We start from the raw sequence: 21,886 nt of genomic DNA, 5'->3' as shown, positions 1-21,886 counted from the left end.
AGTTTTAAAAAGGGGCGCATCGACGCAGGCTTTAGCCCGTCGGCAGCACCCGGCAAGCCAGGAACAGACCCATGAAGACCGATATTCATCCCGACTACCACACCATCAAGGTCGTCATGACCGACGGCACCGAATACATGACCCGTTCGACCTGGGGCAAGGAAGGCGATACGATGAACCTCGATATCGACCCCACCACCCATCCGGCCTGGACTGGCGGCCAGCAGACCCTGCTCGACCGCGGTGGCCGCCTGTCGAAGTTCAAGAAGCGTTTCGAAGGCTTCGGCCTCTAAGCCGCATTGGCGTTTCGCAGATCGAGAAACCCGCCTTCGTGGCGGGTTTTTTATTGCGAAAATACGGCCCTATTCGCCGACCAGCTCGCGCAGCGCCATCCGCTTGTAGGCGGCAACCAGCCTGTCGCCCTCTTGCCGCCCGACCGAGATCGCCAGCCGCATTGCGGCCTCGCCCATCTGCCAGATGAGAAACGCCGTCGTTTCGAGCGCTTCCGGATCGGCGGATGGCCGCAGCCGTTTCAGCACGGCTGTAAGGAATTCGGCGTTGGCCCGGCTATCGGCAAGCTCGAGTTCGCGTAGCGCCTTGTCGGCCTGCGTGCCCGACCAGATGTCGCGCATCACCGGCTCCGCCAGGAACATTCCGTAGTAGATATTCACCAGTTCCGAAAATGCCCGACGCAGGCCGTCGGCGTCATTGACCTCGGCTAGCGCTGCCGCAATGCAGGCCTGGCTTTCGGCGGTGTAGCGTTCGGCCAGCGCCCAGATGAGCGCCCTCTTGTCGGGGAAGAACTGGTAGAGCGAGCCGATCGACACGCCGGCCCTCTCGGCCACCTCGCCCATGCGCATGGCGTCGCTGCCTTGCTCGGCGATCAGCGCCGAGGCGGCGGCCAGCATCCGCTCGACCCGCTCGCGGCTGCGCTGCTGGCTCGGCGCCCGGCGCGGCGATGCGGCCTGCTCATTGCGGGAACCCGGTGCAGCGGTGCCTTCCATGACTGTCTCCAAAAAAATGGCTTGACTGACAAAATACGAGGGTTTATCACGTTTTGCAAATGTGAGGATCGCTCACATTTTCTAAACGCCACGCCAATCAAATTGCTCGAACCCCGAAACCGGAGCAACTGACATGATCATGAAACTGCTTCCCACCCTCACCTTCGTCGCTGCCATTGGCTCAGGCGTTGTCGGCGGCGTTTTCTTCGCCTTCTCCAACTTTATCATGCCGGCGCTCGCCCGCTTGCCTGCCGCAGGCGGCATCGCCGCCATGAATTCGATCAACATCACCGTGATCACGCCGGCATTCATGACCGCACTTTTCGGCACCGGGCTGGTCTGTCTTGTCCTCGCCGCCGGCGCTCTTATCGGCTGGAGCCAACCGGGTTCGTTCTGGCTTCTCGCCGGCGCCCTGATCTATGTCGTCGGCAATCCGATCGTGACGATGATGTTCAACGTGCCGCTCAACAACGCCCTGGCTGCGGTCGATCCGGCAAGCGCCAACGGCGCCGCCGTGTGGGCCACCTATCTCAAGGACTGGGTGATGTGGAACCATGTCCGCACCATCACCGCCATCGTGGCGCTGGGCTGCCTCATCTTCGCATGGCGGTGAATGCAGGACGGAAGCGTAAAAGGCCTTCAGGCAGGATCTTTTGGCTTATGGCCCTTGCGATCGGCATGGCCGAGATCGCGATCCGGATCGATGACGTCGCGAACCAGCTGCTTGAGCTTTGCGGCGTCGGGAAAACCGCCGTCACGCTTGCGGTCCCAGACCAGCGTGTCATTGCAGGAAATGGTGAAGATGCCGCCGGTGCCGGGCACCAGCGTCACCTCGCCGAGATCGGTACCGAAGGTGGACAGCAGCTCCTGCGCCATCCAGCCGGCCCTGAGCAGCCACAGGCACTGGGTGCAATAGGTGATGCGGACGGTGGGCAGCGCGTGTTGGATCATGCCGCGCTGAGCTTTGCCAAGGTCTCCTCGTCGACCTCGAAATTGGCGTAGACGCTCTGCACGTCGTCGTCGTCCTCGAGCGTCGCAACCAGCTTCATCAGCGATTGTGCCCGCTCCTCGTCGACCGCGATATTGGTCTGCGGCTTCCAGATCGGCTTCACCGATTCAGCCTCGCCGAGCGCGCCTTCCAGCGCCTTCGACACTTCGCCGAGATTCTCGAAAGCGCAGTAGATCGTGTGGCCGTCCTCGTCCGACTGGACGTCGTCGGCGCCGGCCTCGATCGCCGCGTCCATCACCTTCTCGGCGCTGCCGGCCGATGCCGGATAGTAGATCTCGCCGACGCGGTCCCACATGAACGATACCGAGCCGGTCTCGCCCATCGCCCCGCCGGCCTTGGTGAAGGCGGCGCGCACATTCGACGCCGAGCGGTTGCGGTTGTCGGTCAGCGCCTCGACGATCAGCGCGACGCCGCCTGGCCCGTAACCCTCGTAGCGCACGGCTTCGTAGGTCTCGGCATCGCCCATCGACGCCTTGTTGATGGCGCGCTGGATATTGTCCTTCGGCATCGACACCGCCTTGGCGTTCTGCACCGCAAGGCGCAGGCGCGGGTTCATCGATGGATCGGGCGTGCCGCTCTTGGCGGCGACGGTGATTTCGCGCGCCAGCTTGGAAAACATTTTCGACCGCACCGCATCCTGGCGGCCCTTGCGGTGCATGATGTTCTTGAACTGTGAATGGCCAGCCATGGCACCCCTGTCATCTTCTCGGCTAGAGCATCTGCCGCCTGGTGAACCACCCGGCATCTTGCAAAATGCTCGAATTCAAAATTTCAGAACGTCCTGCTGCGTCCCTGACGGACGGACGGCGCTCGCTGTCGGAATGGCCGGCTTATAGATAAATCGGCTCAATTCGTCCAGCCGCGCCATTGCTGCCGGCACGCAAGGGTTTCAAGATCCGAAAATCGGCAGGCTTCGGCAAACCTTTCATCCCTCAAGATCGGATTTCAGCCGGTCGAGGATGCTGATCGCGTGCGTGGCATATTGACTGATCCAGCGGTCGTGGATGTGCTTGATCGGCAGCGCGTTGAGATGGTTCCAGCGTTCGCGCCCCTCGCGCCGCGCCACGACCAGGTCGGCCTCCTCCAGCACCTTCAGGTGCAGCATGACCGTGCAGCGGTCCATGTCTGGGAAGGCATCGCACAACATGCCGGTGGTCTGCGGCGCATCCTTCAGCCGGTCCAGCAACGCACGCCGGCGCGGATGCGCCAGCGCCTTGAAAACATTGTCGTCTCGCGATTGGCTTGACATGTTATGTTTCTATAACATATCCTTGAGCCATTCAAGTAAGGATCTGTGGATATGTCTCTTGGATTCAGGGTTTCTGGCCGCATCGGCAAACCCGTCGCCGAAGTCTTCGATGCGGTCGTCAATCCGAAGAAACTTAGCGGCTACTTCACCACGATCGGCGGCGCCAGCGCACTGCTGGTGGCGGGCGCCACCGTCATCTGGTGGGGCAAGGTTCCCGTCGAGGTCGACGAGGTGAAGAAAGACAGCCGCATCGTGCTGCGCTGGGACGCCACCGACGCCGACGGCAAGCCAGCCTACAAGACCCGCATCGAGATGAATTTCGAGCCGCTCGACGATGGCGGCACCTTCGTCACCATCGCCGAAACCGGCTGGCACGAGGACGCGGTCGGCCTGAAGAAATCCTACCTCAATTGCGAGGGCTGGTCGCAGATGCTGGCCTGCATGAAGGCCTATGTCGAATACGGCATCAATCTGCGCGACGGCTATTACCGCAGCGAGATGAAGGGCGAGCCGGCCAACGAGAACAACATCTGAGAGCAAATGGAGTAAGAATGACCGCGAAGATCACCGGCGGCATCAACATCGCGATGAAGGTCCCGCCGCATCAATACCAGGCAACGATCGCCTTCTATCGCGACGTCATCGGCCTGAAGCCATTCACGGCCAAACCGCCGGCCGCCGGCTTCGAACTCGGTCCCAATCGGCTGTGGATCGACGAGGCGCCGATGATGAGCCAGGCCGAGATCTGGCTGGAACTGTTCACCGATGATTTTCCGGCCGCTGCGGAGCATCTCGCCAAGGCCGGTGTCGTGCGCTGCGACGCCATCGAGGCATTCGGTGAAGGCTTTCGCGGCGGCTGGATCACCAACCCGGCCGACATCATTCACCTGGTGCGCGAACCCGATGCCTGGTGAACAGGCGACGCCGTGGAAAGGAGGACGAAATGGAAATCCGCGAAACACCGACCGCCGAAGCCGGCATGCTGATAAGGAGGCCGGTCGCCGACGTATTCGAAGCCTTCGTCGATCCGGCGATCACGACGAAGTTCTGGTTCACCCATGGCAGCGACAGGTTGGACAGCGGCAAGGAAATCAGTTGGGAATGGCGCATGTATGGCGTCTCGACGACGGTCAATGTCAGTGAGATCGTCGATAACAAGAAGATCGTCATGCAATGGAGCGATCCGCCGACCACCGTAGTGTGGACTTTCGCCGAGATGCCGGGCGGCACGACCTTTGTCGAGGTCCGCAATTTCGGCTTTGTCGGCAGCCCCGATGAGCAGGTCAAGCAGGCGATCGGCTCGACCGGCGGTTTTGCGCTGGTGCTCGCCGGCGCCAAGGCGTGGCTGGAGCAAGGCGTGATGCTCGGCCTGATCGGCGACCGCCATCCGAAGGGTGTGCCGGGGAATTAGGTCAGCCGCGGTGGGCCATCCTCAGTGCCCGCCGCCTTTTGCCTTCTTCCGCCGCCGCGCCAGCATGTTGAGCCCTTCGACCAGTGCCGAAAAGCCCATGGCGGCGTAGATGTAGCCTTTCGGCACGTGGTAACCCATGCCGTCGGCGATCAGCGTCATGCCGATCATCAGCAGGAAGCCGAGGGCCAGCATGACGATGCTGGGGTTCCTGGCGATAAAGTCGGACAGCGGCCCGGCCGCCAGCATCATCACGCTCACCGCCACGATCACCGCGATGTACATGATCGCGATTTCGTCGGTCATGCCGACGGCGGTGATGATCGAGTCGATCGAGAAGACGAGGTCGAGCAGCAATATCTGGAAAATCGCGCCGGCCAGCGAAAGCTGCAGCGTCTCGCCCATCATGGTGTCCTGGTGATCATCGAGATCGACCGTGTGGTGGATTTCCTTGGTCGCCTTCCAGACGAGAAACAGGCCGCCGGCGATCAGGATCAGGTCGCGCCATGAAAAGCCGTGGCCGAAGGCGGTGAATATCGGCGTCGTCAGTTGGACGATGATCGAGATGGTGGCCAGCAGGATCAGCCGCATCACCAGCGCGGCGGATATGCCGAGCCGCCGGGCGCGGGCCCGCTGCGCTACCGGCAATTTGTTGGTCAAAATCGAGATGAAGATCAGATTGTCGATGCCGAGCACGACCTCCAGCACGATCAGCGTCAGCAGCGCGACCCATGCCGTCGGGTCGGAGACAAAGGCGAAATGCGGCGCCAGGAATTCGACTAGCTGCATGGAGGTCGTCCCCTCTACGATCTAGAGCAGTTTCGCCGGCAATTGGGTATTGCAAGCGTCTATATCAATGTCACGACCAGAAGGATGGAGCCGTTTCCTCCAGCCGCGGGCCGCGGCGAAACGGCGCGATCCGTTCGGTCAGGCCGCTACGGTCGGAAATGTCGACGCCGACGCCGCACAATGTCGCCGGTCCGGTCGACGCCTCGAAGCGGCCTTTCGGCACCTTGGACAAGAACCGGTTGAGCGGCTCCTCCTTGTCCATGCCGAGCGAGGAATCGTAATCGCCGCACATGCCGGCATCGGAAATATAACCGGTGCCGCCATTGAGGATCTGGTGATCGCCGGTCGGCTGATGCGTATGGGTGCCGACAACAAGGCTGGCACGGCCGTCGACGAAATGGGCGAAGCACATTTTTTCCGAGGTCGCCTCGGCATGGAAATCGATGACGATCGCATCGGCCTGCTCGCCAAGCGGACAAGCGGCAAGTTCGCGCTCGCCGGCCTGGAACGGATCGTCGAGCTCGGGATGCATGAACACCCGACCCATGATGTTGGCGACCAGCACGCGCGCACCGTTCCTGGCGATGTAGACGCCTGAGCCGCGCCCCGGCGTACCCTTGGGGAAATTGGACGGACGCAGGAAGCGCTCTTCGCGCGGCGCGAAAATCAGCGCATCGCGCTGGTCCCAGACATGGTTGCCGGTGGTGACGACATCGGCGCCGGCCGAGATCGTCTCGCGAAAAATCTCCTCGGTGATGCCGAAGCCTCCGGCGGCGTTCTCGCCATTGACGATGACGAAGTCGAGTTTGAAATCCGAGATCAGGCCGGGCAGTTGTTCCCACACCGCCGTACGTCCTGTCTTGCCGACCATGTCGCCGAGAAAGAGAAGTCTCATATAAGCGTGATCCCGAACCGAAGGTCAGCGAAGCAAAAAGCTGCATGACTTTCGAAAAAGACCATGCGTCCCGGAACTTATCTACAATTTCGGCTCGAACCGGCGCAACCCGCTCTCGGTGAGTATTTCCGGAATGATCACGTCATGCGGCTCGTCCGGCACCAGGGCCACCTCCTGGCAGTCGAAGGCAATGCCGATCAGCCGCGGCTGCTGTCCCTTGTCGGCCAGCCGCACGATCGCCCGGTCGTAATAGCCGGCGCCGTAACCGATGCGGTGGCCGCGCGCATCGAAGGCGGCAAGCGGCACCAGCATCATTTGGGGATCGAGCACCTCGGCTTCCTCATGCGGCCCGACGGTGCCGAAGCCCATGTCGATCATCGGCGCGCCGCGCACCAGTTCCCGAAAAACGATGGTGGTCTTGTCGAGGATGGCCGGCAGGCAGAGCCTTGCCCCCTTTTCGCGCAAGGCAAACATCAGCGGCCGGACGTCGACTTCCGAGCGCATCGGCCAGAAGCCTGAGACAATCTGGCCCGGCTCGACCGTGATCCGGTCGCGCGCCGTCTCGGCCATTTCGAGTGCTGCCTCCACCCGCCAGAAAGGATCGAGCGCATCGCGGCGCCCGAGGGCTTGGTTGCGGAGATTTTTTTTCAGGTCTTTTGGGGATGTCATGCGCCGACGTTAGAAAAGGTCAGATTTGGATGGAGTTTTACGAGCGACGTTTTGGAGGAGCGGGGCGAACTTTTCGTTCGTGAGAGCACCGCACAAAGCGGCGCGACGACAAGATCCGCCAGACATGGCCTTTTCGATAGGTGACGATCCACACAACCGGTGGAGAGAGCGATCCCGGGAACCTACAAAGTAGGTGGGCGCCGTATGAGAAAACCCACGGGTCTTCCCAGGGACAGCTCCCTAGGGATCATTAAGGCCCCGGGGAAAATGTTCTCCTGCCGGGAAGCGCAGACCGTCTCCGCCAATATAGGCAGACGGCAGACCAAGCGCCAGAGAGACGACATGTTTCGAGTCTTAAATCGACGCGGAACCGCTCGACGAGGGTCGCGCCGGCAAGATCCGCGCTTTGCCAGCAGCGCCTTGCACAGCGAAGGCCGCGTCCTTAGGGTCGCGCGATGAACCCGGTAGCAAAAATGCGTTTCGAAGGCACGGCAGCCTATGTTGCCGACAAGGATCTGATGGTGGCGGTCAACGCGGCGATCGCGCTGGAGCGGCCGTTGCTGGTCAAGGGCGAGCCCAGTACCGGCAAGACCGAACTTGCCCGCCAGGTGGCGGCGGCACTCGGCCTGGATCTGATCGAATGGCACGTCAAATCGACCACGCGGGCGCAGCAGGGCCTCTATGAATATGATGCCGTCTCGCGGCTGCGCGACAGCCAGCTCGGCGACGAGCGCTTCAACGACATCCGCAATTACATCAAGCGCGGCAAGCTGTGGGACGTCTTTGCTGCCGGCAAGAAAGTCGTGCTTCTGATCGGCGAGATCGACAAGGCCGATATCGAGTTCCCCAACGATCTGTTGCAGGAACTGGATCGGATGGAGTTCTTCGTCTACGAGACCGGCGAGACCATCCGTGCCACCGTCCGGCCGATCGTCATCATCACCTCCAACAACGAAAAAGAGCTGCCGGACGCCTTCCTGCGCCGCTGCTTCTTCCACTACATCCGCTTTCCCGACGTCGAGACGCTGCACAAAATCGTCGACGTGCACTATCCCGGCATCAAGCAGAACCTGGTGCGCGCCGCACTCACGCAATTCTATGAAATCCGTGACGTGCCGGGCCTCAAGAAGAAGCCGTCGACCTCCGAGGCACTCGACTGGATCCGCCTGCTGGTCGCCGACGACATCGCGCCCGAGGACCTGCGCGCCGAGCCGACGAACGCGCTGCCCAAGCTGCACGGCGCCTTGCTGAAGAACGAACAGGACGTGCATCTGTTCGAGCGCCTGGCCTTCATGGCGAGACGGCAGGGGTGAGGGGCGGTCGGCCGGAAGCCCACGAAGTCACCGGACAGCGCTTTCCCGGTGCTGGACCGTTGCCTCTAGCCGGGCACGGAGGCAGCTTCGGGTTGCCGACTTCAGAGGGAAACGAAATGACCGAGATCACCGTCCGCCCATTGGCGCAATCCGACCATGCCGATTGGCGGCGTCTGTGGACCGCCTATCTCACCTTCTACGAAACCAAGCTGCCGGAAGAGGTTTACGCCGTCACCTGGAAGCGGCTGTTCACGGCGGGCGAGTTCGAGCCGAAGGGTTTCATCGCCGCCCTCGACGGCAAGGCCGTCGGCCTGACGCACTATCTCTACCATCGCTCCTGCTGGTCGCAGATGAACAACTGTTACCTGCAGGACCTGTTCGCCGACCCCGATGTGCGCGGCAAGGGCGTCGGCGCCGCCCTGATCGAAGCGGTCAAGCAGGAAGCCGGCAAGATCGGCGTCAAGAACGTCTACTGGATGACCCACGAGACCAACACCACCGCACGCAAGCTCTACGACCACGTGGCGCGCAGGACCGGCTTCATCGAGTATGATCTGCTGTGATGAGAGCGGTTGAAATACCTGAGGACGAGCTGAATGATCTGCTATTTCGGAATTCTGGATAGCGCCAATGACGTCTGGGGAGTGCGGGTGCCCGATCTTCCCGGCTGCCACGGCGGCGGCGCAAGCCCCGAGGAAGCAATCGCCGACGCGACGTCCGCCACGCGCGAATGGGTCGAAGCACGTGTTGCAAAGCACTTACCCATGCCCAACCCAAGTACGGTAGCGGATTTGCTGCGATCCGGCGAAATCGACAGTTCCGGGGGTGAATCCGCCGTGATTGTGAGGCACAGATAGCAATTGTTCATCCCCTTCTTCCTCGAACTGAAGGCAGCGCGGGTTCCGGTCTCGCTCCGCGAATATCTGTCGCTGCTGGAGGGGTTGGAAGCCGGGCTGGTCGACTATGATGTCGAGGGCTTTTACTATCTCGCCCGCGCCGCTCTGGTGAAGGACGAGCGCCACATCGACCGCTTCGACCAGGTCTTTTCGCACATCTTCAAAGGTGTCGAGGCGCTGGCCGGCGAAAACGCGGTCGATGTCGCAAACATCCCGGAGGAATGGCTGCGGAGGCTCGCCGAAAAGCACCTGACCGACGAGGAGAAGAAGCTGATCGAGGCGCTGGGCGGCTTCGGAAAGCTGATGGAGACGCTGAAGAAGCGGTTGGAGGAGCAAAAGGGCCGGCATCAGGGCGGTTCGAAATGGATCGGCACCGGCGGCACCTCGCCCTTCGGCGCCTATGGCTACAATCCCGAAGGCGTGCGCATCGGCCAGCACGAGAGCCGCAACCGCCGCGCGGTAAAAATCTGGGACAGGCGCGAGTTCAGGAATTTCGACGATGCCGTCGAACTCGGCACCCGCAACATCAAGGTCGCGCTGAAGCGCTTGCGCCGCTGGATGCGCGAAGGCGCCGAAGAGGAGTTCGACCTGCCCGGCACCATCCACGCCACCGCCGAGCACGGTTATCTTGACGTTAAGACACAACCCGAACGTCGCAATGCCGTGAAGCTGCTGATGTTCTTCGATGTCGGCGGCTCGATGGACGACCATGTCAGGAGCGTCGAGGAGCTGTTTTCGGCCGCCCGCGCCGAGTTCCGCCAGCTCGAATATTTCTATTTCCACAACTGCCTCTACGAAGGCGTGTGGAAGGACAATCGCCGCCGCCATGCCGAGGTGACTCCGACCTTCGATCTCCTCCATAAATATGGCCCCGACTACAAGGTGATCGTCGTCGGCGACGCCTCGATGAGCCCCTATGAGATCGCCCAGCCCGGCGGCTCGGTCGAGCATTGGAACAAGGAGGCCGGTGCCGTCTGGCTCGGCAGGCTGCTGCAGCAATGGCCGAACGCCATTTGGCTCAATCCGGAAGACGCGAAGAACTGGGGCTATACCCATTCGATTGCCATGATCCGCGATATCTTTGGCGGCCGCATGTTTCCGCTGACGCTCGCTGGCCTCGAAGCCGCGACGAAGCAACTTTCAAGGAAGCACTGAATGGATCCACGCAAAACAGGACGGTCGACCTGTTTCCTTTGCCTGCAATGCGGTGTCCAGTTCGCGGCGACAGCGACGCCGCCGCGACATTGCCCGATCTGCGAGGACGAGCGGCAATATGTGCGCTGGGAGGGCCAGGCCTGGACCACGCCGGAAGAGCTCGCCGCCGGGCATCGGGTCGTGATCAAGGATGATGCCGGCGTGCTCGCCTTCGGCATCGAGCCGCGCTTCGCTATCGGCCAGCGCGCATTGCTGGCGCAAACGCCGCACGGCAATGTGCTGTGGGACTGCATCTCGATGGTCAGCGACGAGGCGGTGGCGGAGATCAACCGCCGGGGCGGCCTGGCCGCCATCGCCATTTCGCACTGCCATTATTATTCGGCAATGGTCGAATGGAGCGCGGCGTTTGGCGGCGTGCCGATTTATCTGCACGCCGATGATCGTCAGTGGATCATGCGGCCGCATCCGGCAATCATCAGTTGGGAAGGCGAGATGCGCGCCATAAACCCGTCGCTGACGCTCATCCGCTGCGGCGGCCACTTTGCCGGTGGCCAGGTGCTGCACTGGAAGCGCGACGGCGGCAATGCCATCCTGGCCGGCGACATCCTGCAGGTGACGCCGACCCGCCGTCATGTCAGCTTCATGTACAGCTATCCGAACTATATCCCGCTCAACGCGACGAAGGTGCACGGCATCAAGGCCGCGCTGGAGCCTTTCGCGTTCGACCATATCTACGGCGCATGGTGGAACCAGAACGTCATCGGAGATGGAAAGGCGGCATTTTCAGCATCGGTTGCGCGCTATCTCGCGGCCATCGCCTGAGGAATTCTTTGCAACAGGGTTGGAAATACGGGCAAACGCCGTAACAAATGCCTATTTCAGGCGAAGTTGGGAAGGCAACCCAAATAGCGAGATAAGCTAAGAGGAAAAAATGGACAGCCACACCTACCCCGTTACCCGCACCGATGCCGAATGGCGCGCCCGGCTGACGCCCGAGCAATATGCGGTGATGCGCAACCACGGCACCGAGCGGCCGGGAAGCTGCGCCCTGCTGCACGAGAAGCGCGCCGGCACCTTCTCCTGCGTCGGCTGCGACCAGCCCTTGTTTGAATCCAAGCTGAAATTCGAGAGCGGCACCGGTTGGCCGAGCTTCAACGATCCGGTGCCGGGCTCGGTCGAGACCACCGTCGACCGCAGCTACGGCATGGTCCGTACCGAGTGCCATTGCGCCCGCTGCGGCAGCCATCTCGGCCATGTCTTCGACGACGGCCCGCCGCCGACCGGCCTGCGCTATTGCATCAACGGCGTGGCGCTCAAATTCGAGCCGGCCGCCTGATCGTCAGGCCACGACCACCAGGATCAGCCAAAACGTGGCGCCAAGCGTCATCAGCGAGGCCATGACGCCACTCGATTTTCCGGCAGTTCGCCAAACGGCAAAGGTCAGGAAGATATTGTAGGGCACCGGCGCGAAATGCACCGCCAGGACGAGCGCAAGCGGCAGCTTCAGCCCGAGCAGAATGAGTGCCGCCACCGACGACGCGACGTTGATCGCTGTGCCGACAACGACCAGGTCGCGCCAGAACAGCCGATCGAGCGGCACGCCGCCGAACCAGCGTGAGCGGAAGAAGGCGGCAATGCGCGACATGATCGTCATCGATCCACCGGCTCCCTCGCTGCTCACCAGAGCAACCCTTCCACAAGGATTGCGTCTGGAAACCCTGCTTTATTCCTGACCCAGAACTTCGGCAATCGCGCGCTCGAAACGTGAGGCTTCCGTCACCAGCCAGTCGGTCATCGCCGGCCAATTGTCCTCGGCAAAACAATTCACCCGCCACATCGAATTGATGCCGAGGCCGTCGCAACTTTGTTCTGGCCTGAGCTTCAGCCTGTCTTCGATGGCCGGCTGGAACGGCTTCAACCGCGACCAGGCTTGCGTGGCACCGAACTTCTCGTTGCGGCCGAAGAAGACGCCGACATGATTCTGCGCAGGCGCGACATACATGGAAAGGACCAATGCGAAATCGGGCAGCCCACGCTGCCAGAACCACGGTCCGCGCCTCGCCAGCAGAGCCCTTTCATCCGGATGCCGTTCCGCGAACAGCGTCCAGAAGCTGCGTTGGCGGAATTCAGAGGCGCGGCGGGCGCCAAAATCGAATTCGCTCATGGCTGGAATCCATGGTCAGAACCGCTTCTCCCGCGATCGTCTCCGGCGCCGAGGCCGGCCTTTACACCATGCCGAGCGCAGCCTTGTACAGATCGAGGATGGATTCCTCTTCCTGCCGCTCGGCCTGGTCCTTCTTGCGCAGCCGGATAATCGACCGCATCGCCTTGGTGTCGAAGCCGGTGCCCTTGGCCTCTGCGAACACTTCCTTGATGTCGTCGGCAATCGTCTTTTTCTCTTCCTCGAGCCGCTCGATGCGTTCGATGAAGGCGCGCAGCTGGCCGGCGGCAACAGTCTGGCTGGTCTCGATGATGTCGTCGGCCATAGTCTTCTCTCCGCGTCGTTTTCTCACCGCGACTCGGGGTGACCCGAGCGGCGAATTGCAGCGGTTCGATGCCCGACCGGGCGCGGCGGGTCAAGGTGCTATCGATGCGGCATGAAGGGTTGCTGCCAGGCGCCGACAAGGCTGTCTGATGCCGGCCTATTTCACCCGAACGCGATCAGCAGATCCTTGGCATCGATCTGGTCGCCGGCCTTGACCAGCACCTCGGCTATGGTGCCGTCGCGTTCGGCATGCAGCGCCGTTTCCATCTTCATCGCTTCGATCGACAGCAGCACGTCACCCGCCTTCACCGGCTGGCCGGCAGCCACCGAAAGCGCCGAGACGACGCCAGGCATCGGCGCGCCGACATGCGCCTCATTGCCCGGCTCCGCCTTGCGCCGTGCCTTGGCGGCGGAGGCGCCATGCGCCCGGTCCGGCACCTTCACCCGGCGCGGCTGCCCGTTGAGCTCGAAGAACACGGTGACCATGCCCTTTTCGTCGACATCGCCCATGGCAAGGCAGCGCACCACCAGCGTCTTGCCTTTTTCGATGTCGACGAAAATCTCGTCTTCCGGCTTCATGCCGTAGAAATAGGTCGGCGTCGGCAGCACGCTGACCGGCCCGTAGGTCTCCTGCGCGGCGGCAAAATCGGAAAACACCTTCGGATACATCAGCCACGACGCGAACTCGAACTCACTGAGCTTGCGCTCGAGCTTTTCCTCGACCTCCGTGCGACTGGCCTTGAGGTCCGCCGGTTTGAGCAGCGAACCCGGCCGCACCGTGATCGGCTTTTCGCCCTTCAGCACCTTCTTCTGCAATGGCTTTGGCCAGCCGCCCGGCGACTGGCCGAGATCGCCGCGCAACATCGACACCACCGAATCCGGGAAGGCGATGTCCCTCGCCGGATTCTCGACGTCGGCGACGGTCAGGTCCTGGCTCACCATCATCAGCGCCATGTCGCCGACGACCTTGGACGACGGCGTCACCTTGACGATGTCGCCGAACATCAGATTGACGTCGTGATAGGTCTGCGCCACTTCGTGCCAGCGTGTCTCCAGCCCGAGCGAGCGCGCCTGTTCCTTGAGGTTGGTGAACTGACCGCCCGGCATTTCGTGCAGATAGACCTCCGATGCCGGCCCCTTCAGGTCGCTTTCGAAGGCTGAATACTGGTTGCGCACCGCCTCCCAGTAGAACGAGATGTTCCTGATCCACTGCGGGTCGAGGCCTGGATCGCGCTCGGTGCCCTTCAGCGCCTCCACGATCGAACCGAGGCACGGCTGCGAGGTGTTGCCGGACAGCGAATCCATCGCCGCGTCGATGGCGTCGACGCCGCTCTCCACCGCCGCCAGCACGGTTGCCGCCGACAGGCCGGATGTGTCGTGGGTGTGGAAGTGGATCGGCAGGTCCGTCGCCTCGCGCAGTGCCTTGAACAGCACGCGGGCAGCGCTCGGCTTTAGAAGCCCAGCCATGTCCTTGACGGCGATGATATGGGCGCCTGCCGCCTGCAATTCCCTGGCCAGGCCGACATAGTATTTCAGATCGTATTTGGCCCGCGCCGGATCGAGTATGTCGCCGGTATAACAGATCGCCGCTTCGATCAGTCTGCCCTCGGCGCCGACCGCATCCATGGCCACGCGCATGTTCTCGACCCAGTTCAGGCAGTCGAAGACCCGGAACAGGTCGATGCCGCCGGCAGCGGCCTGGCGGACGAAATGCTGGACGACATTGTCGGGATAGTTGGTATAGCCAACGCCGTTGGCACCGCGCAGGAGCATCTGCAGCACAAGGTTGGGTGCTGCCTCGCGCACCAGCGACAGCCGCTCCCATGGGTCTTCGGTGAGAAAGCGCATGGCGACGTCGAATGTGGCGCCGCCCCAGCATTCGAGCGACAGAAGCTGCGGCAGAGCGCGCGCATAGGTGCCGGCAATTCCGGCGATGTCATAGGTGCGCATACGCGTCGCGAGCAAGGATTGATGCCCGTCGCGCATTGTCGTGTCGGTGACCAGCACCTCTTTTTGTTCGCGCATCCACGCGGCGAATTTTTCCGGCCCGAGCACGTCGAGCTTCTGCTTGCTGCCTTGAGGCACATTGCCGTTGAGATATGGCACCACCGGTGGCGCCGCATCGGCCTTTGGCTGCGGCCGGCCGCGCGTCTCGGGATGACCATTGACCGAAACGTCGGCAAGGTAGTTGAGCAGCTTGGTCGCGCGGTCCTGCCGCTTCACACTGGCGAACAGTTCCGGCGTCGTGTCGATGAACTTGGTGGTGTAGGAATTGTCGGCGAAGCTCGAGTGATTGATGATCGCCTCGAGGAACGTGAGGTTGGTCGCCACGCCGCGGATGCGGAACTCGCGCAGCGCCCGGTTCATGCGGGCAATGGTCTCGGCCGGCGTCGGCGCCCATGCCGTCACCTTCTCCAGCAGCGGGTCGTAGAAGCGGGTGATGACCGCGCCCGAATAAGCGGTGCCGCCGTCGAGGCGGATGCCGAAGCCGGTGGCGCCGCGATAGGCGGTGATGCGGCCATAGTCCGGGATGAAATTATGCTCGGGATCTTCGGTAGTGATGCGGCACTGCAGCGCGTGGCCGTTCAGCCTGATGTCCTTTTGCGCCGGCACGCCCGATTCCGCCGTGCCGATGGCAAAGCCGTCGAGGATGTGGATCTGCGCCTTGACGATGTCGATGCCGGTCACCTGTTCGGTGACGGTGTGCTCGACCTGGATGCGCGGATTGACCTCGATGAAATAGAATTTTTCGGTATCGGCATCCTGCAGGAACTCGACTGTGCCGGCGCCGATATAGCTGGTCTCGCGCGCGATCCTCAGCGCGTAGCCGCAAAGCTCCTCGCGCTGTGACATTTCGAGGTAGGGCGCCGGCGCCCGCTCGACCACTTTCTGGTTGCGGCGCTGGATCGAACAATCGCGCTCGAACAGGTGCACGGCGTTGCCATGTGTGTCGCCCAGCACCTGCACCTCGACATGGCGCGCGCGCTCGATCAGCTTTTCGAGATAGACTTCGTCCTTGCCGAAAGCCGCCTTCGCCTCACGCTTGCCTTCCATCACCTCGCGCGCGAGATCGGCCTCGGAGCGGATGGCGCGCATGCCGCGGCCGCCGCCGCCCCAGGACGCCTTGAGCATCACGGGGTAGCCGATCGTCTTGGCGAGTTCCTTTACCGCCGCCATGTCGTCCGGCAAGGGATCGGTAGCGGGAATTACCGGCACACCGACTTCGATTGCGAGATTGCGGGCGGCGACCTTGTTGCCCAGTCTGCGCATCGTATCCGGCTTTGGCCCGATGAAGATGATGCCGGCCTTGGCGCAGGCTTCGGCGAATTCCGGGCTTTCCGACAGCAGGCCGTACCCTGGATGGATGGCATCGGCGCCCGATAGCCTGGCGACGCGGATAACCTCCTCGATCGACAGATAGCTTTCGATCGGCCCCATATCCCTGGCCAAATGCGGCCCGCGCCCGACCTGGTAGCTTTCGTCGGCCTTGAAGCGATGCAGGGAGTATTTGTCCTCCTCTGCCCAGATCGCCACGGTTTTGAGGCCGAGCTCGTTTGCCGCGCGGAAGACGCGGATGGCTATTTCGGAGCGGTTGGCGACAAGGATCTTCGAGATTGCCAAGGACAGGGCTCCGGACGCGGGGAAGGAACTGCCGGACATGATTAGCGCGAAAATGCTGCAGTGCAAACAAAATCGAAAAGAGGATTAAACCGATTTAATTTGATCTATCGCGCTGACACATTGCGTGTCGATCCGAAGAACGCCTGGGCAGTTCCGATCCAGGCTTTCGGGAACTCTCATAAAAAATGCCCGGCGCGAGGCGCCGGGCATTCTCATGTAGCAACGTCCGGTTATTTGCCGGGTGCGTTCTCGACATAGGTGTACTTGCCGTCGTCACCCTTCTTCCAGGTGTACATGACGTAGTCAGGACGGGTGATATCGCCCTTCGCGTCGTAGCCGATCTCGCCGATCGCGGTCTTCCAGGGGCCGGCCGACTTGATGGTCTCGGCTACCTTCTGAGCGTCATCGGCTGAACCGGTCTTGGTGATGGCGGCCGCGATGATTTCCATCGCTGCGTAGGAATAGAGGGTATAGGCCTCAGGCTCGAAGCCGGCCGCACGGAACTTCTCGACGAGTTCCTTGGCGTTCGGATTCTTGCGCGGATCCGGAGCGAACGTCATCAGCGTGCCCTCGACGGCGTCGCCGGCGATGGAGGCCAATTCGTTCGACACGATGCCGTCGCCGGACATGAAGGTTGCCTTGAGGCCCTGGTCAGCGAGCTGGCGTATGATCAGGCCGGCTTCGGTGTGCAGGCCGCCATAGTAGACGACGGTGACGCCCGCGTCCTTCATCTTGGCGATGAGGGCCGAGAAATCCTTGTCGCCGACGTTGATGCCTTCATACATGGCCTCAGTCACGCCGTTGGCTGCGAGCGCCTTCTTGGTTTCGTCGGCGAGGCCCTGGCCATAAGGCGTCTTGTCATGGATGACAGCGATCTTGGCATCCTTGAAGTTCGCGGCGAGATAGTCGCCAGCGACCTTGCCCTGCTGATCGTCGCGTCCGCAGGTGCGGAAGGTGTTCCACATGCCACGTTCCGTCAACTTCGGATTGGTCGCGGCCGGCGTGATCTCAAGGATGCCGTTCTCGGCGTAGACTTCCGACGCCGGGATCGAGACGCCGGAGTTGAAGTGGCCATCGACGTACTTGACGCCGTCGGCGACGAACTTGTTGGCGACCGAGATGCCTTGCTTGGGATCGGAGACGTCGTCGCCGACTTCAAGCTTGAGCTGCTGGCCAAGAACGCCGCCCGCCGCATTGATATCGGCGACTGCCTGTTCGGCACCCTTCTGAAGCTGGGCGCCGAACGCTGCGTTCGGGCCGGTGATCGGACCGGCAACGCCGATCAGGATGTCAGCCCACGCGTTGCCGCTGAACGCGATAAGCGCGGTCAGGGCGACGGCGGACAAAAGTGACTTTTTCATTGAAACGCTCCCATTTACCGAGTGGGCGTGGATGTTGCTTTCATGCGATGCCCACTCTTGCTCGCAGAAAGAGTACTTTGCCGATTTTCAGGCACTTGTCACGCCGATTCATCCCTGAAACGCCGTTAATGATAAATGTCAACCTTTTGGTTTCCAGCTCAAAAGAGAGGCTCTTTCGTAAAGCCAATTATACTGCGTTACCATCTGGTTGGTGCGCGTGTATTGGTAGCCGATGAAGCCCAAGATCATCAGCACAATGGTATCGACGATGTAGTAATGCAGCGAGAACATCGTTCCGCCGAACAGCGCGTGATGAATGAACCTTATGCCGATGCCGAGCCCCAGCATGAAGGCGAACAACTGGGCGAAGCTGCGCCACGTCTGCGCACACGCCTTGCCCGTCATCCACGCCGCCCAGCCGCCGAGCAGGCAGGTGACGAAGAAGAACTGCCAGATCGAGGGTTCCTCATAGAGAATGCCCTGCATGATTGATGTCTCCTGAAACTCAGTGATGGCCGCCTTCGAGATAGGCGGCGCGCACTTCCGGATTGGCGAGCAACTCCTTGCCGGTGCCGCTCATCGTCACATTGCCGTTGACCATGACATAGCCGCGCGTGGCGAGTTTCAGCGCGCCGAAGGCGTTCTGCTCGACCAGGAACACGGTCAGGCCTTGAGTCCGGTTCAACTCGCGGATTGCGTCGAATATCTGCTTGACGATCAGCGGCGCCAGGCCGAGCGACGGCTCGTCGAGCAGGAGCAGCTTCGGCCGTGCCATCAGCGCGCGCCCGATCGACAGCATCTGCTGCTCGCCGCCGGACAGCGTGCCGCCACGCTGGGCAATGCGTTCCTTCAGGCGTGGAAACAGCGTGAACACCTTCTCGACGTCCTCGTCATAATGCTCGAGGTTGTCGAGGCTGGCGCCCATTTGCAGGTTTTCCATCACCGTCATGCGCGGGAAAATGCGGCGCCCTTCCGGCGACTGGGCGATGCGCATGCGCGCGATCTCGTGGGTCGGCAGTTGGGTGATGTCGGTACCGGCGAATGTGATGGTACCCGCGCGGGCGCGGGGAGCACCGAAGATGGTCATCATCAGCGTCGACTTGCCGGCGCCGTTGGCACCGATCAGCGCTACGATCTCACCTTGCTTGACCGTGACATCGACGCCGTTCAGCGCCCTGATGTTGCCGTAGTAGGTCTGGACGCCCTTGATATCGAGCAGCGTTGTACCGGCCATCATTTACGCCCTCCGCGCCGATTGGAGACGCGCGGCTTCTTCGACTTCACCGGAGCCTTGGTGGCCGGCTTTGCTGCAGAGGATTTCGCGGCAGAAGATTTCGCCGTCGGTTTGGCTTTGGCCTGCGCTGCCGCCTTGCTTGCTGCGGCACTCGACCTCGCATCGAACTGCCCGGCTTTCGAGGCACCTTTCGACACGGTGACGCGCTCGCCCTCGCTGTGGCCGACCGTGTCGGCAACCGGTCCGGCGAGATACGAAGCCGATGTGCCTGGGCCGTGGGCGGCATCCGGGCCCGTATCCAATTGCTCGATGACATCTTCGTCGCCGACTTCGGTGAGCACCGTCTCGACCTCCTCGTCGTCGACGCCAAGATAAGCGGCGATGACGCGCGGATCGGTCCGCACCGATTGCGGGTTGCCGTCCGAGATTTTGCGCCCGTATTCGAGCACCACGACGTGATCGGAAATCTGCATCACCACCGCCATGTCGTGCTCGATCAAAAGGATCGACGTGCCGGTGTTGTCCTTGATGTCCATCAGCAGCGCATTGAGCCCCGCCGATTCTTTCGGATTGAGACCAGCGGCCGGCTCGTCGAGGCACAGAAGCTCAGGCCCGGTGCACATGGCGCGAGCGATTTCGAGCCGCCGCTGCGCGCCATAGGGCAGATCGCCGGCCGGATCGTCGGCGCGGTCGACAAGATCGGCCTTCTCCAGCCAGTGCTCGGCCAGTTCAACCGATTCCGCCGAGGCCTGTCTGTAGCCGCTGAAGCCGAACAGGCCGAGAATGGTGTAACCGGAGGCCTTCATCAGCTTGTTGTGCTGGGCGACGAGAAGGTTCTCCAGCAGCGTCATGCCCGAGAACAGGCGGATGTTCTGGAAGGTGCGCGCCACCTTGGCGCGCGCCGGGATCTCATGGTTGGGTAAGCGTTCGAGCAGGAACGTGGAGCCGTCGCGCCGGTTGAGCGTGATCATGCCTTCCGACGGCTTGTAGAAACCCGTGATGCAATTGAACACGGTGGTCTTGCCGGCGCCGTTCGGACCGATCAGTGCGGTGATCTCGCCGCGCTTGGCCTGGAAGGAAAGGTCGCCGATGGCGACGAGACCGCCGAACTTCATCGACAAATGCTCGACCTGCAGGATGGCATTGTTCACGGAGGGGCTCGCGTTCATCAGCCGTGTCCCTCCTTGGTGAAGGACCCAGACACCGCCCTGCGCACCTTGAGGAAAGCTGTCGGCTCGCGGCTGCCGACGAAGCCGCGCGGCTTCCACAGCATGACGATGACCATCGCCATACCGAACAGCAGCATGCGATACAGTTCCGGCGTGAAGCCGGACCCGAAACCGGGTATGACCGTAGTGTTGCCCCACCTGAGGCCGGTCTTGAGGAAATCCAGTTCGCGCAGGACTTCGGTGCCGCCGATCATCACCATGGCGGCGACGGCAATGCCGACCAGCGAGCCCATGCCGCCAAGCACGACGATGGCGAGGATGATCGCCGATTCCAGGAAGACGAAGGATTCCGGGCTGACGAAGCCTTGCCGCGCGGCAAAGAACGAGCCAGCGAAGCCGCCGAACATCGCGCCCGTGGCAAAGGCGGTGAGCTTGGTGGTGGTGGTGTTGATGCCGAGCGAACGGCAGGCGATCTCGTCCTCGCGCAGCGCTTCCCAGGCACGGCCGACCGGCATCCGCCTGAGCCTCACGGTGACGAAGGCCGTCAGCAGGCAGAGCCCGAGGATCAAATAGTAGAGGAATATCTTGTAGTAGGCACCCGATTGGGCGATGCCGAGCACCTTCGAGATGTAGTTCGGATCGGAGACGTTGAACGACATCAGGCCGAAGAAAGAGACCTTCGGGATGCCGGAAATCCCGGCCGAGCCGTTGGTCACCTCGCGCCAGTTGATGATCACCAGCCTTATGATTTCGCCGAAGGCGAGCGTCACGATCGCCAGATAGTCACCGCGCAAGCGCAGCACCGGGAAGCCTAGCATCACCCCCCAAAACGCAGCCATTAGGCCGGCGGCGGGCAGCAGGATCCAGAAGGAGAGGCCAAAATGCGTGCCGAGCAGCGCATAGGCGTAGGCACCGACGGCGTAGAAGGCGACATAGCCGAGATCGAGCAGGCCGGCCAAGCCGATAACGATATTCAGCCCCCAGGCCAGCATCACGTAGATCAGGATCTGGATGCCGTAATTGTCGACATATTTCAGCGAGCCCTGGAAACCGGCGGCCATCGACCCGGCATATAGCGCTAGCACCAACACCACCACGATCGGGTAGAGCGCCAGTGCAGTTATGCCCAATGCCGAGAAATGAGCATGAATGAAGGCCCGGAAATGATAAATCAGCCAGGCCAGCGCATAGATGATTGCAAGCGCCCGCACGAACCGCACGAAATCGGAAAGTTCCGGCCCTAAGGCCTCGGTCAGAAAGCCGCTGAGTGCGAGCAGAATAACGGCGACGGCGAGCGCCACGATGAACGCGGGAAAGCGGAAGAATCGCGAAGCCAGGCTGACCGGCAGCAGGCCGGTGGCGACGTCGACGATCTTCTGGTTCGCCAGGAAGGGTTGGCCATAGGCGACGTAAAGGAAGCGTCCGGCCATGGTGGCGATCACGACGCCGGCGAGCAAGCCCCAGCGCTGCACCAGGATCAGTTCGTTGGAGATGTTCTGGTCGGTCTTCAGGCCGATGAACAGCACGAACAGGCCAAGCGCGATGACGCCGGCATAGAGCGCTTCGCGAAAAGCGCGCTGGACCGGGGTGGCGACGACGGTGCTTTCCGGAGACACGGTAACCGCCATG

Annotated in this window: 26 protein-coding genes, 1 other RNA gene and 1 pseudogene; 11 read left to right on the top strand and 17 right to left on the bottom strand. The window is 62.0% G+C overall.

The features are described 5' to 3' along the window. Window positions 1–71: 71 nt before the first annotated feature. A complete protein-coding gene (gene rpmE, locus NKI18_RS13220; RefSeq protein WP_006327661.1) occupies window positions 72–293 on the top strand; it encodes a 50S ribosomal protein L31 in 222 nt (73 codons plus the stop codon). Between the two features lie 69 nt (window positions 294–362). Here the strand turns inward: rpmE and NKI18_RS13215 are convergent, their stop codons facing one another. Further along, window positions 363–1,004: a TetR/AcrR family transcriptional regulator gene (locus NKI18_RS13215; protein ID WP_352618000.1), complete on the bottom strand. Its 642-nt coding sequence runs from the start codon at window positions 1,002–1,004 to the stop codon at window positions 363–365. A 133-nt stretch (window positions 1,005–1,137) separates the two neighbouring features. Here NKI18_RS13215 and NKI18_RS13210 point away from each other — a divergent pair, with 133 nt between their 5' ends. Beyond that, a complete protein-coding gene (locus tag NKI18_RS13210) occupies window positions 1,138–1,617 on the top strand; it encodes an anthrone oxygenase family protein (RefSeq protein WP_352618003.1) in 480 nt (159 codons plus the stop codon). A 26-nt stretch (window positions 1,618–1,643) separates the two neighbouring features. Here NKI18_RS13210 and NKI18_RS13205 read toward each other — a convergent pair whose 3' ends face one another. The 3 genes from NKI18_RS13205 to NKI18_RS13195 all read right to left on the bottom strand — a co-directional run bounded on the left by NKI18_RS13205 (window position 1,644) and on the right by NKI18_RS13195 (window position 3,262). Continuing rightward, entirely contained in the window at window positions 1,644–1,955 is a 312-nt protein-coding gene (locus NKI18_RS13205; protein ID WP_352618006.1) for an Rdx family protein, read from the bottom strand. After that, complete coding sequence (locus NKI18_RS13200) at window positions 1,952–2,701, bottom strand: YebC/PmpR family DNA-binding transcriptional regulator (protein ID WP_352540320.1); 750 nt, start codon at window positions 2,699–2,701, stop codon at window positions 1,952–1,954. Before NKI18_RS13200 ends, NKI18_RS13205 begins: the two co-directional genes overlap by 4 nt. Before the next feature lie 237 nt (window positions 2,702–2,938). Beyond that, window positions 2,939–3,262 carry an ArsR/SmtB family transcription factor gene (locus NKI18_RS13195; protein WP_023678030.1) on the bottom strand — a complete coding sequence of 108 codons (324 nt, stop codon included), beginning with the start codon at window positions 3,260–3,262 and terminating at the stop codon, window positions 2,939–2,941. A gap of 51 nt (window positions 3,263–3,313) precedes the next feature. Between NKI18_RS13195 and NKI18_RS13190 the strand changes: the two genes are divergently transcribed. The 3 genes from NKI18_RS13190 to NKI18_RS13180 are packed head-to-tail and all read left to right on the top strand — an operon-like array spanning window position 3,314 to window position 4,673. Further along, window positions 3,314–3,796 carry an SRPBCC domain-containing protein gene (locus NKI18_RS13190; RefSeq protein WP_352471224.1) on the top strand — a complete coding sequence of 161 codons (483 nt, stop codon included), beginning with the start codon at window positions 3,314–3,316 and terminating at the stop codon, window positions 3,794–3,796. A 17-nt stretch (window positions 3,797–3,813) separates the two neighbouring features. Next, window positions 3,814–4,176, top strand: a complete 363-nt coding sequence (locus tag NKI18_RS13185) for a VOC family protein (RefSeq protein ID WP_352618011.1) — start codon at window positions 3,814–3,816, stop codon at window positions 4,174–4,176. Window positions 4,177–4,205: 29 nt separating this feature from the next. Then, window positions 4,206–4,673 carry an SRPBCC family protein gene (locus tag NKI18_RS13180; protein WP_352618014.1) on the top strand — a complete coding sequence of 156 codons (468 nt, stop codon included), beginning with the start codon at window positions 4,206–4,208 and terminating at the stop codon, window positions 4,671–4,673. A gap of 21 nt (window positions 4,674–4,694) precedes the next feature. On the opposite strand, the gene NKI18_RS13175 is transcribed toward NKI18_RS13180, so the two are convergent. The 4 genes from NKI18_RS13175 to ssrS all read right to left on the bottom strand — a co-directional run bounded on the left by NKI18_RS13175 (window position 4,695) and on the right by ssrS (window position 7,320). Next, window positions 4,695–5,459, bottom strand: coding sequence for a TerC family protein (locus tag NKI18_RS13175; protein WP_352618015.1), 765 nt, complete (start codon window positions 5,457–5,459; stop codon window positions 4,695–4,697). 70 nt (window positions 5,460–5,529) lie between these two features. Continuing rightward, complete coding sequence (locus tag NKI18_RS13170; protein ID WP_023678036.1) at window positions 5,530–6,354, bottom strand: TIGR00282 family metallophosphoesterase; 825 nt, start codon at window positions 6,352–6,354, stop codon at window positions 5,530–5,532. Between the two features lie 81 nt (window positions 6,355–6,435). Next, window positions 6,436–7,023, bottom strand: coding sequence for a 5-formyltetrahydrofolate cyclo-ligase (locus NKI18_RS13165; protein WP_352618018.1), 588 nt, complete (start codon window positions 7,021–7,023; stop codon window positions 6,436–6,438). Between the two features lie 141 nt (window positions 7,024–7,164). Next, window positions 7,165–7,320: non-coding RNA, 6S RNA (gene ssrS, locus NKI18_RS13160), on the bottom strand. 176 nt (window positions 7,321–7,496) lie between these two features. Here ssrS and NKI18_RS13155 point away from each other — a divergent pair. The 6 genes from NKI18_RS13155 (at window position 7,497) to msrB (ending at window position 11,723) form a co-directional block, all read left to right on the top strand. Continuing rightward, on the top strand, window positions 7,497–8,336 hold the full coding sequence (locus tag NKI18_RS13155; protein WP_352618238.1) for an AAA family ATPase: 840 nt from the start codon (window positions 7,497–7,499) through the stop codon (window positions 8,334–8,336). Between the two features lie 116 nt (window positions 8,337–8,452). After that, on the top strand, window positions 8,453–8,899 hold the full coding sequence (locus NKI18_RS13150; RefSeq protein WP_352618021.1) for a GNAT family N-acetyltransferase: 447 nt from the start codon (window positions 8,453–8,455) through the stop codon (window positions 8,897–8,899). A gap of 33 nt (window positions 8,900–8,932) precedes the next feature. Further along, window positions 8,933–9,193, top strand: a complete 261-nt coding sequence (locus NKI18_RS13145; RefSeq protein ID WP_352618023.1) for a type II toxin-antitoxin system HicB family antitoxin — start codon at window positions 8,933–8,935, stop codon at window positions 9,191–9,193. Between the two features lie 3 nt (window positions 9,194–9,196). Beyond that, window positions 9,197–10,387: a vWA domain-containing protein gene (locus NKI18_RS13140; protein WP_352618026.1), complete on the top strand. Its 1,191-nt coding sequence runs from the start codon at window positions 9,197–9,199 to the stop codon at window positions 10,385–10,387. Beyond that, on the top strand, window positions 10,388–11,209 hold the full coding sequence (locus tag NKI18_RS13135) for an MBL fold metallo-hydrolase (protein WP_352618029.1): 822 nt from the start codon (window positions 10,388–10,390) through the stop codon (window positions 11,207–11,209). 109 nt (window positions 11,210–11,318) lie between these two features. After that, window positions 11,319–11,723: a peptide-methionine (R)-S-oxide reductase MsrB gene (gene msrB, locus NKI18_RS13130; protein ID WP_352489224.1), complete on the top strand. Its 405-nt coding sequence runs from the start codon at window positions 11,319–11,321 to the stop codon at window positions 11,721–11,723. A gap of 3 nt (window positions 11,724–11,726) precedes the next feature. Here the strand turns inward: msrB and NKI18_RS13125 are convergent, their stop codons facing one another. From NKI18_RS13125 to livM, 9 genes and pseudogenes are all read right to left on the bottom strand, one after another. After that, window positions 11,727–12,041, bottom strand: coding sequence for a hypothetical protein (locus NKI18_RS13125; protein ID WP_502900694.1), 315 nt, complete (start codon window positions 12,039–12,041; stop codon window positions 11,727–11,729). Window positions 12,042–12,110: 69 nt separating this feature from the next. After that, window positions 12,111–12,551, bottom strand: coding sequence for a hypothetical protein (locus NKI18_RS13120; protein WP_023719652.1), 441 nt, complete (start codon window positions 12,549–12,551; stop codon window positions 12,111–12,113). A 61-nt stretch (window positions 12,552–12,612) separates the two neighbouring features. Beyond that, window positions 12,613–12,873, bottom strand: a complete 261-nt coding sequence (locus tag NKI18_RS13115) for a DUF2312 domain-containing protein (RefSeq protein ID WP_023678045.1) — start codon at window positions 12,871–12,873, stop codon at window positions 12,613–12,615. A gap of 161 nt (window positions 12,874–13,034) precedes the next feature. After that, entirely contained in the window at window positions 13,035–16,493 is a 3,459-nt protein-coding gene (gene pyc / locus NKI18_RS13110) for a pyruvate carboxylase (protein ID WP_352618033.1), read from the bottom strand. Between the two features lie 230 nt (window positions 16,494–16,723). Then, window positions 16,724–17,854, bottom strand: a complete 1,131-nt coding sequence (locus tag NKI18_RS13105) for a branched-chain amino acid ABC transporter substrate-binding protein (protein WP_352618036.1) — start codon at window positions 17,852–17,854, stop codon at window positions 16,724–16,726. Between the two features lie 138 nt (window positions 17,855–17,992). Then, entirely contained in the window at window positions 17,993–18,340 is a 348-nt protein-coding gene (locus tag NKI18_RS13100) for a DUF6867 family protein (RefSeq protein ID WP_023678048.1), read from the bottom strand. A gap of 19 nt (window positions 18,341–18,359) precedes the next feature. Beyond that, complete coding sequence (locus tag NKI18_RS13095) at window positions 18,360–19,088, bottom strand: ABC transporter ATP-binding protein (protein ID WP_023678049.1); 729 nt, start codon at window positions 19,086–19,088, stop codon at window positions 18,360–18,362. An 8-nt stretch (window positions 19,089–19,096) separates the two neighbouring features. Further along, window positions 19,097–20,257 (bottom strand): annotated as a pseudogene (locus NKI18_RS13090) (ABC transporter ATP-binding protein); the annotation flags it as partial. Continuing rightward, a complete protein-coding gene (gene livM, locus NKI18_RS13085) occupies window positions 20,257–21,885 on the bottom strand; it encodes a high-affinity branched-chain amino acid ABC transporter permease LivM (protein WP_353019846.1) in 1,629 nt (542 codons plus the stop codon). The gene livM and the pseudogene NKI18_RS13090, both read right to left, overlap by 1 nt. Window position 21,886 lies beyond the last annotated feature (1 nt).

Origin of the sequence: Mesorhizobium sp. M0800 (assembly GCF_040320095.1) — a bacterium.
In the GTDB taxonomy this organism is placed as follows: domain Bacteria; phylum Pseudomonadota; class Alphaproteobacteria; order Rhizobiales; family Rhizobiaceae; genus Mesorhizobium.
Note: the sequence above shows the minus strand (reverse complement) of the source record. Positions and strands in the feature narration are given on the sequence as shown.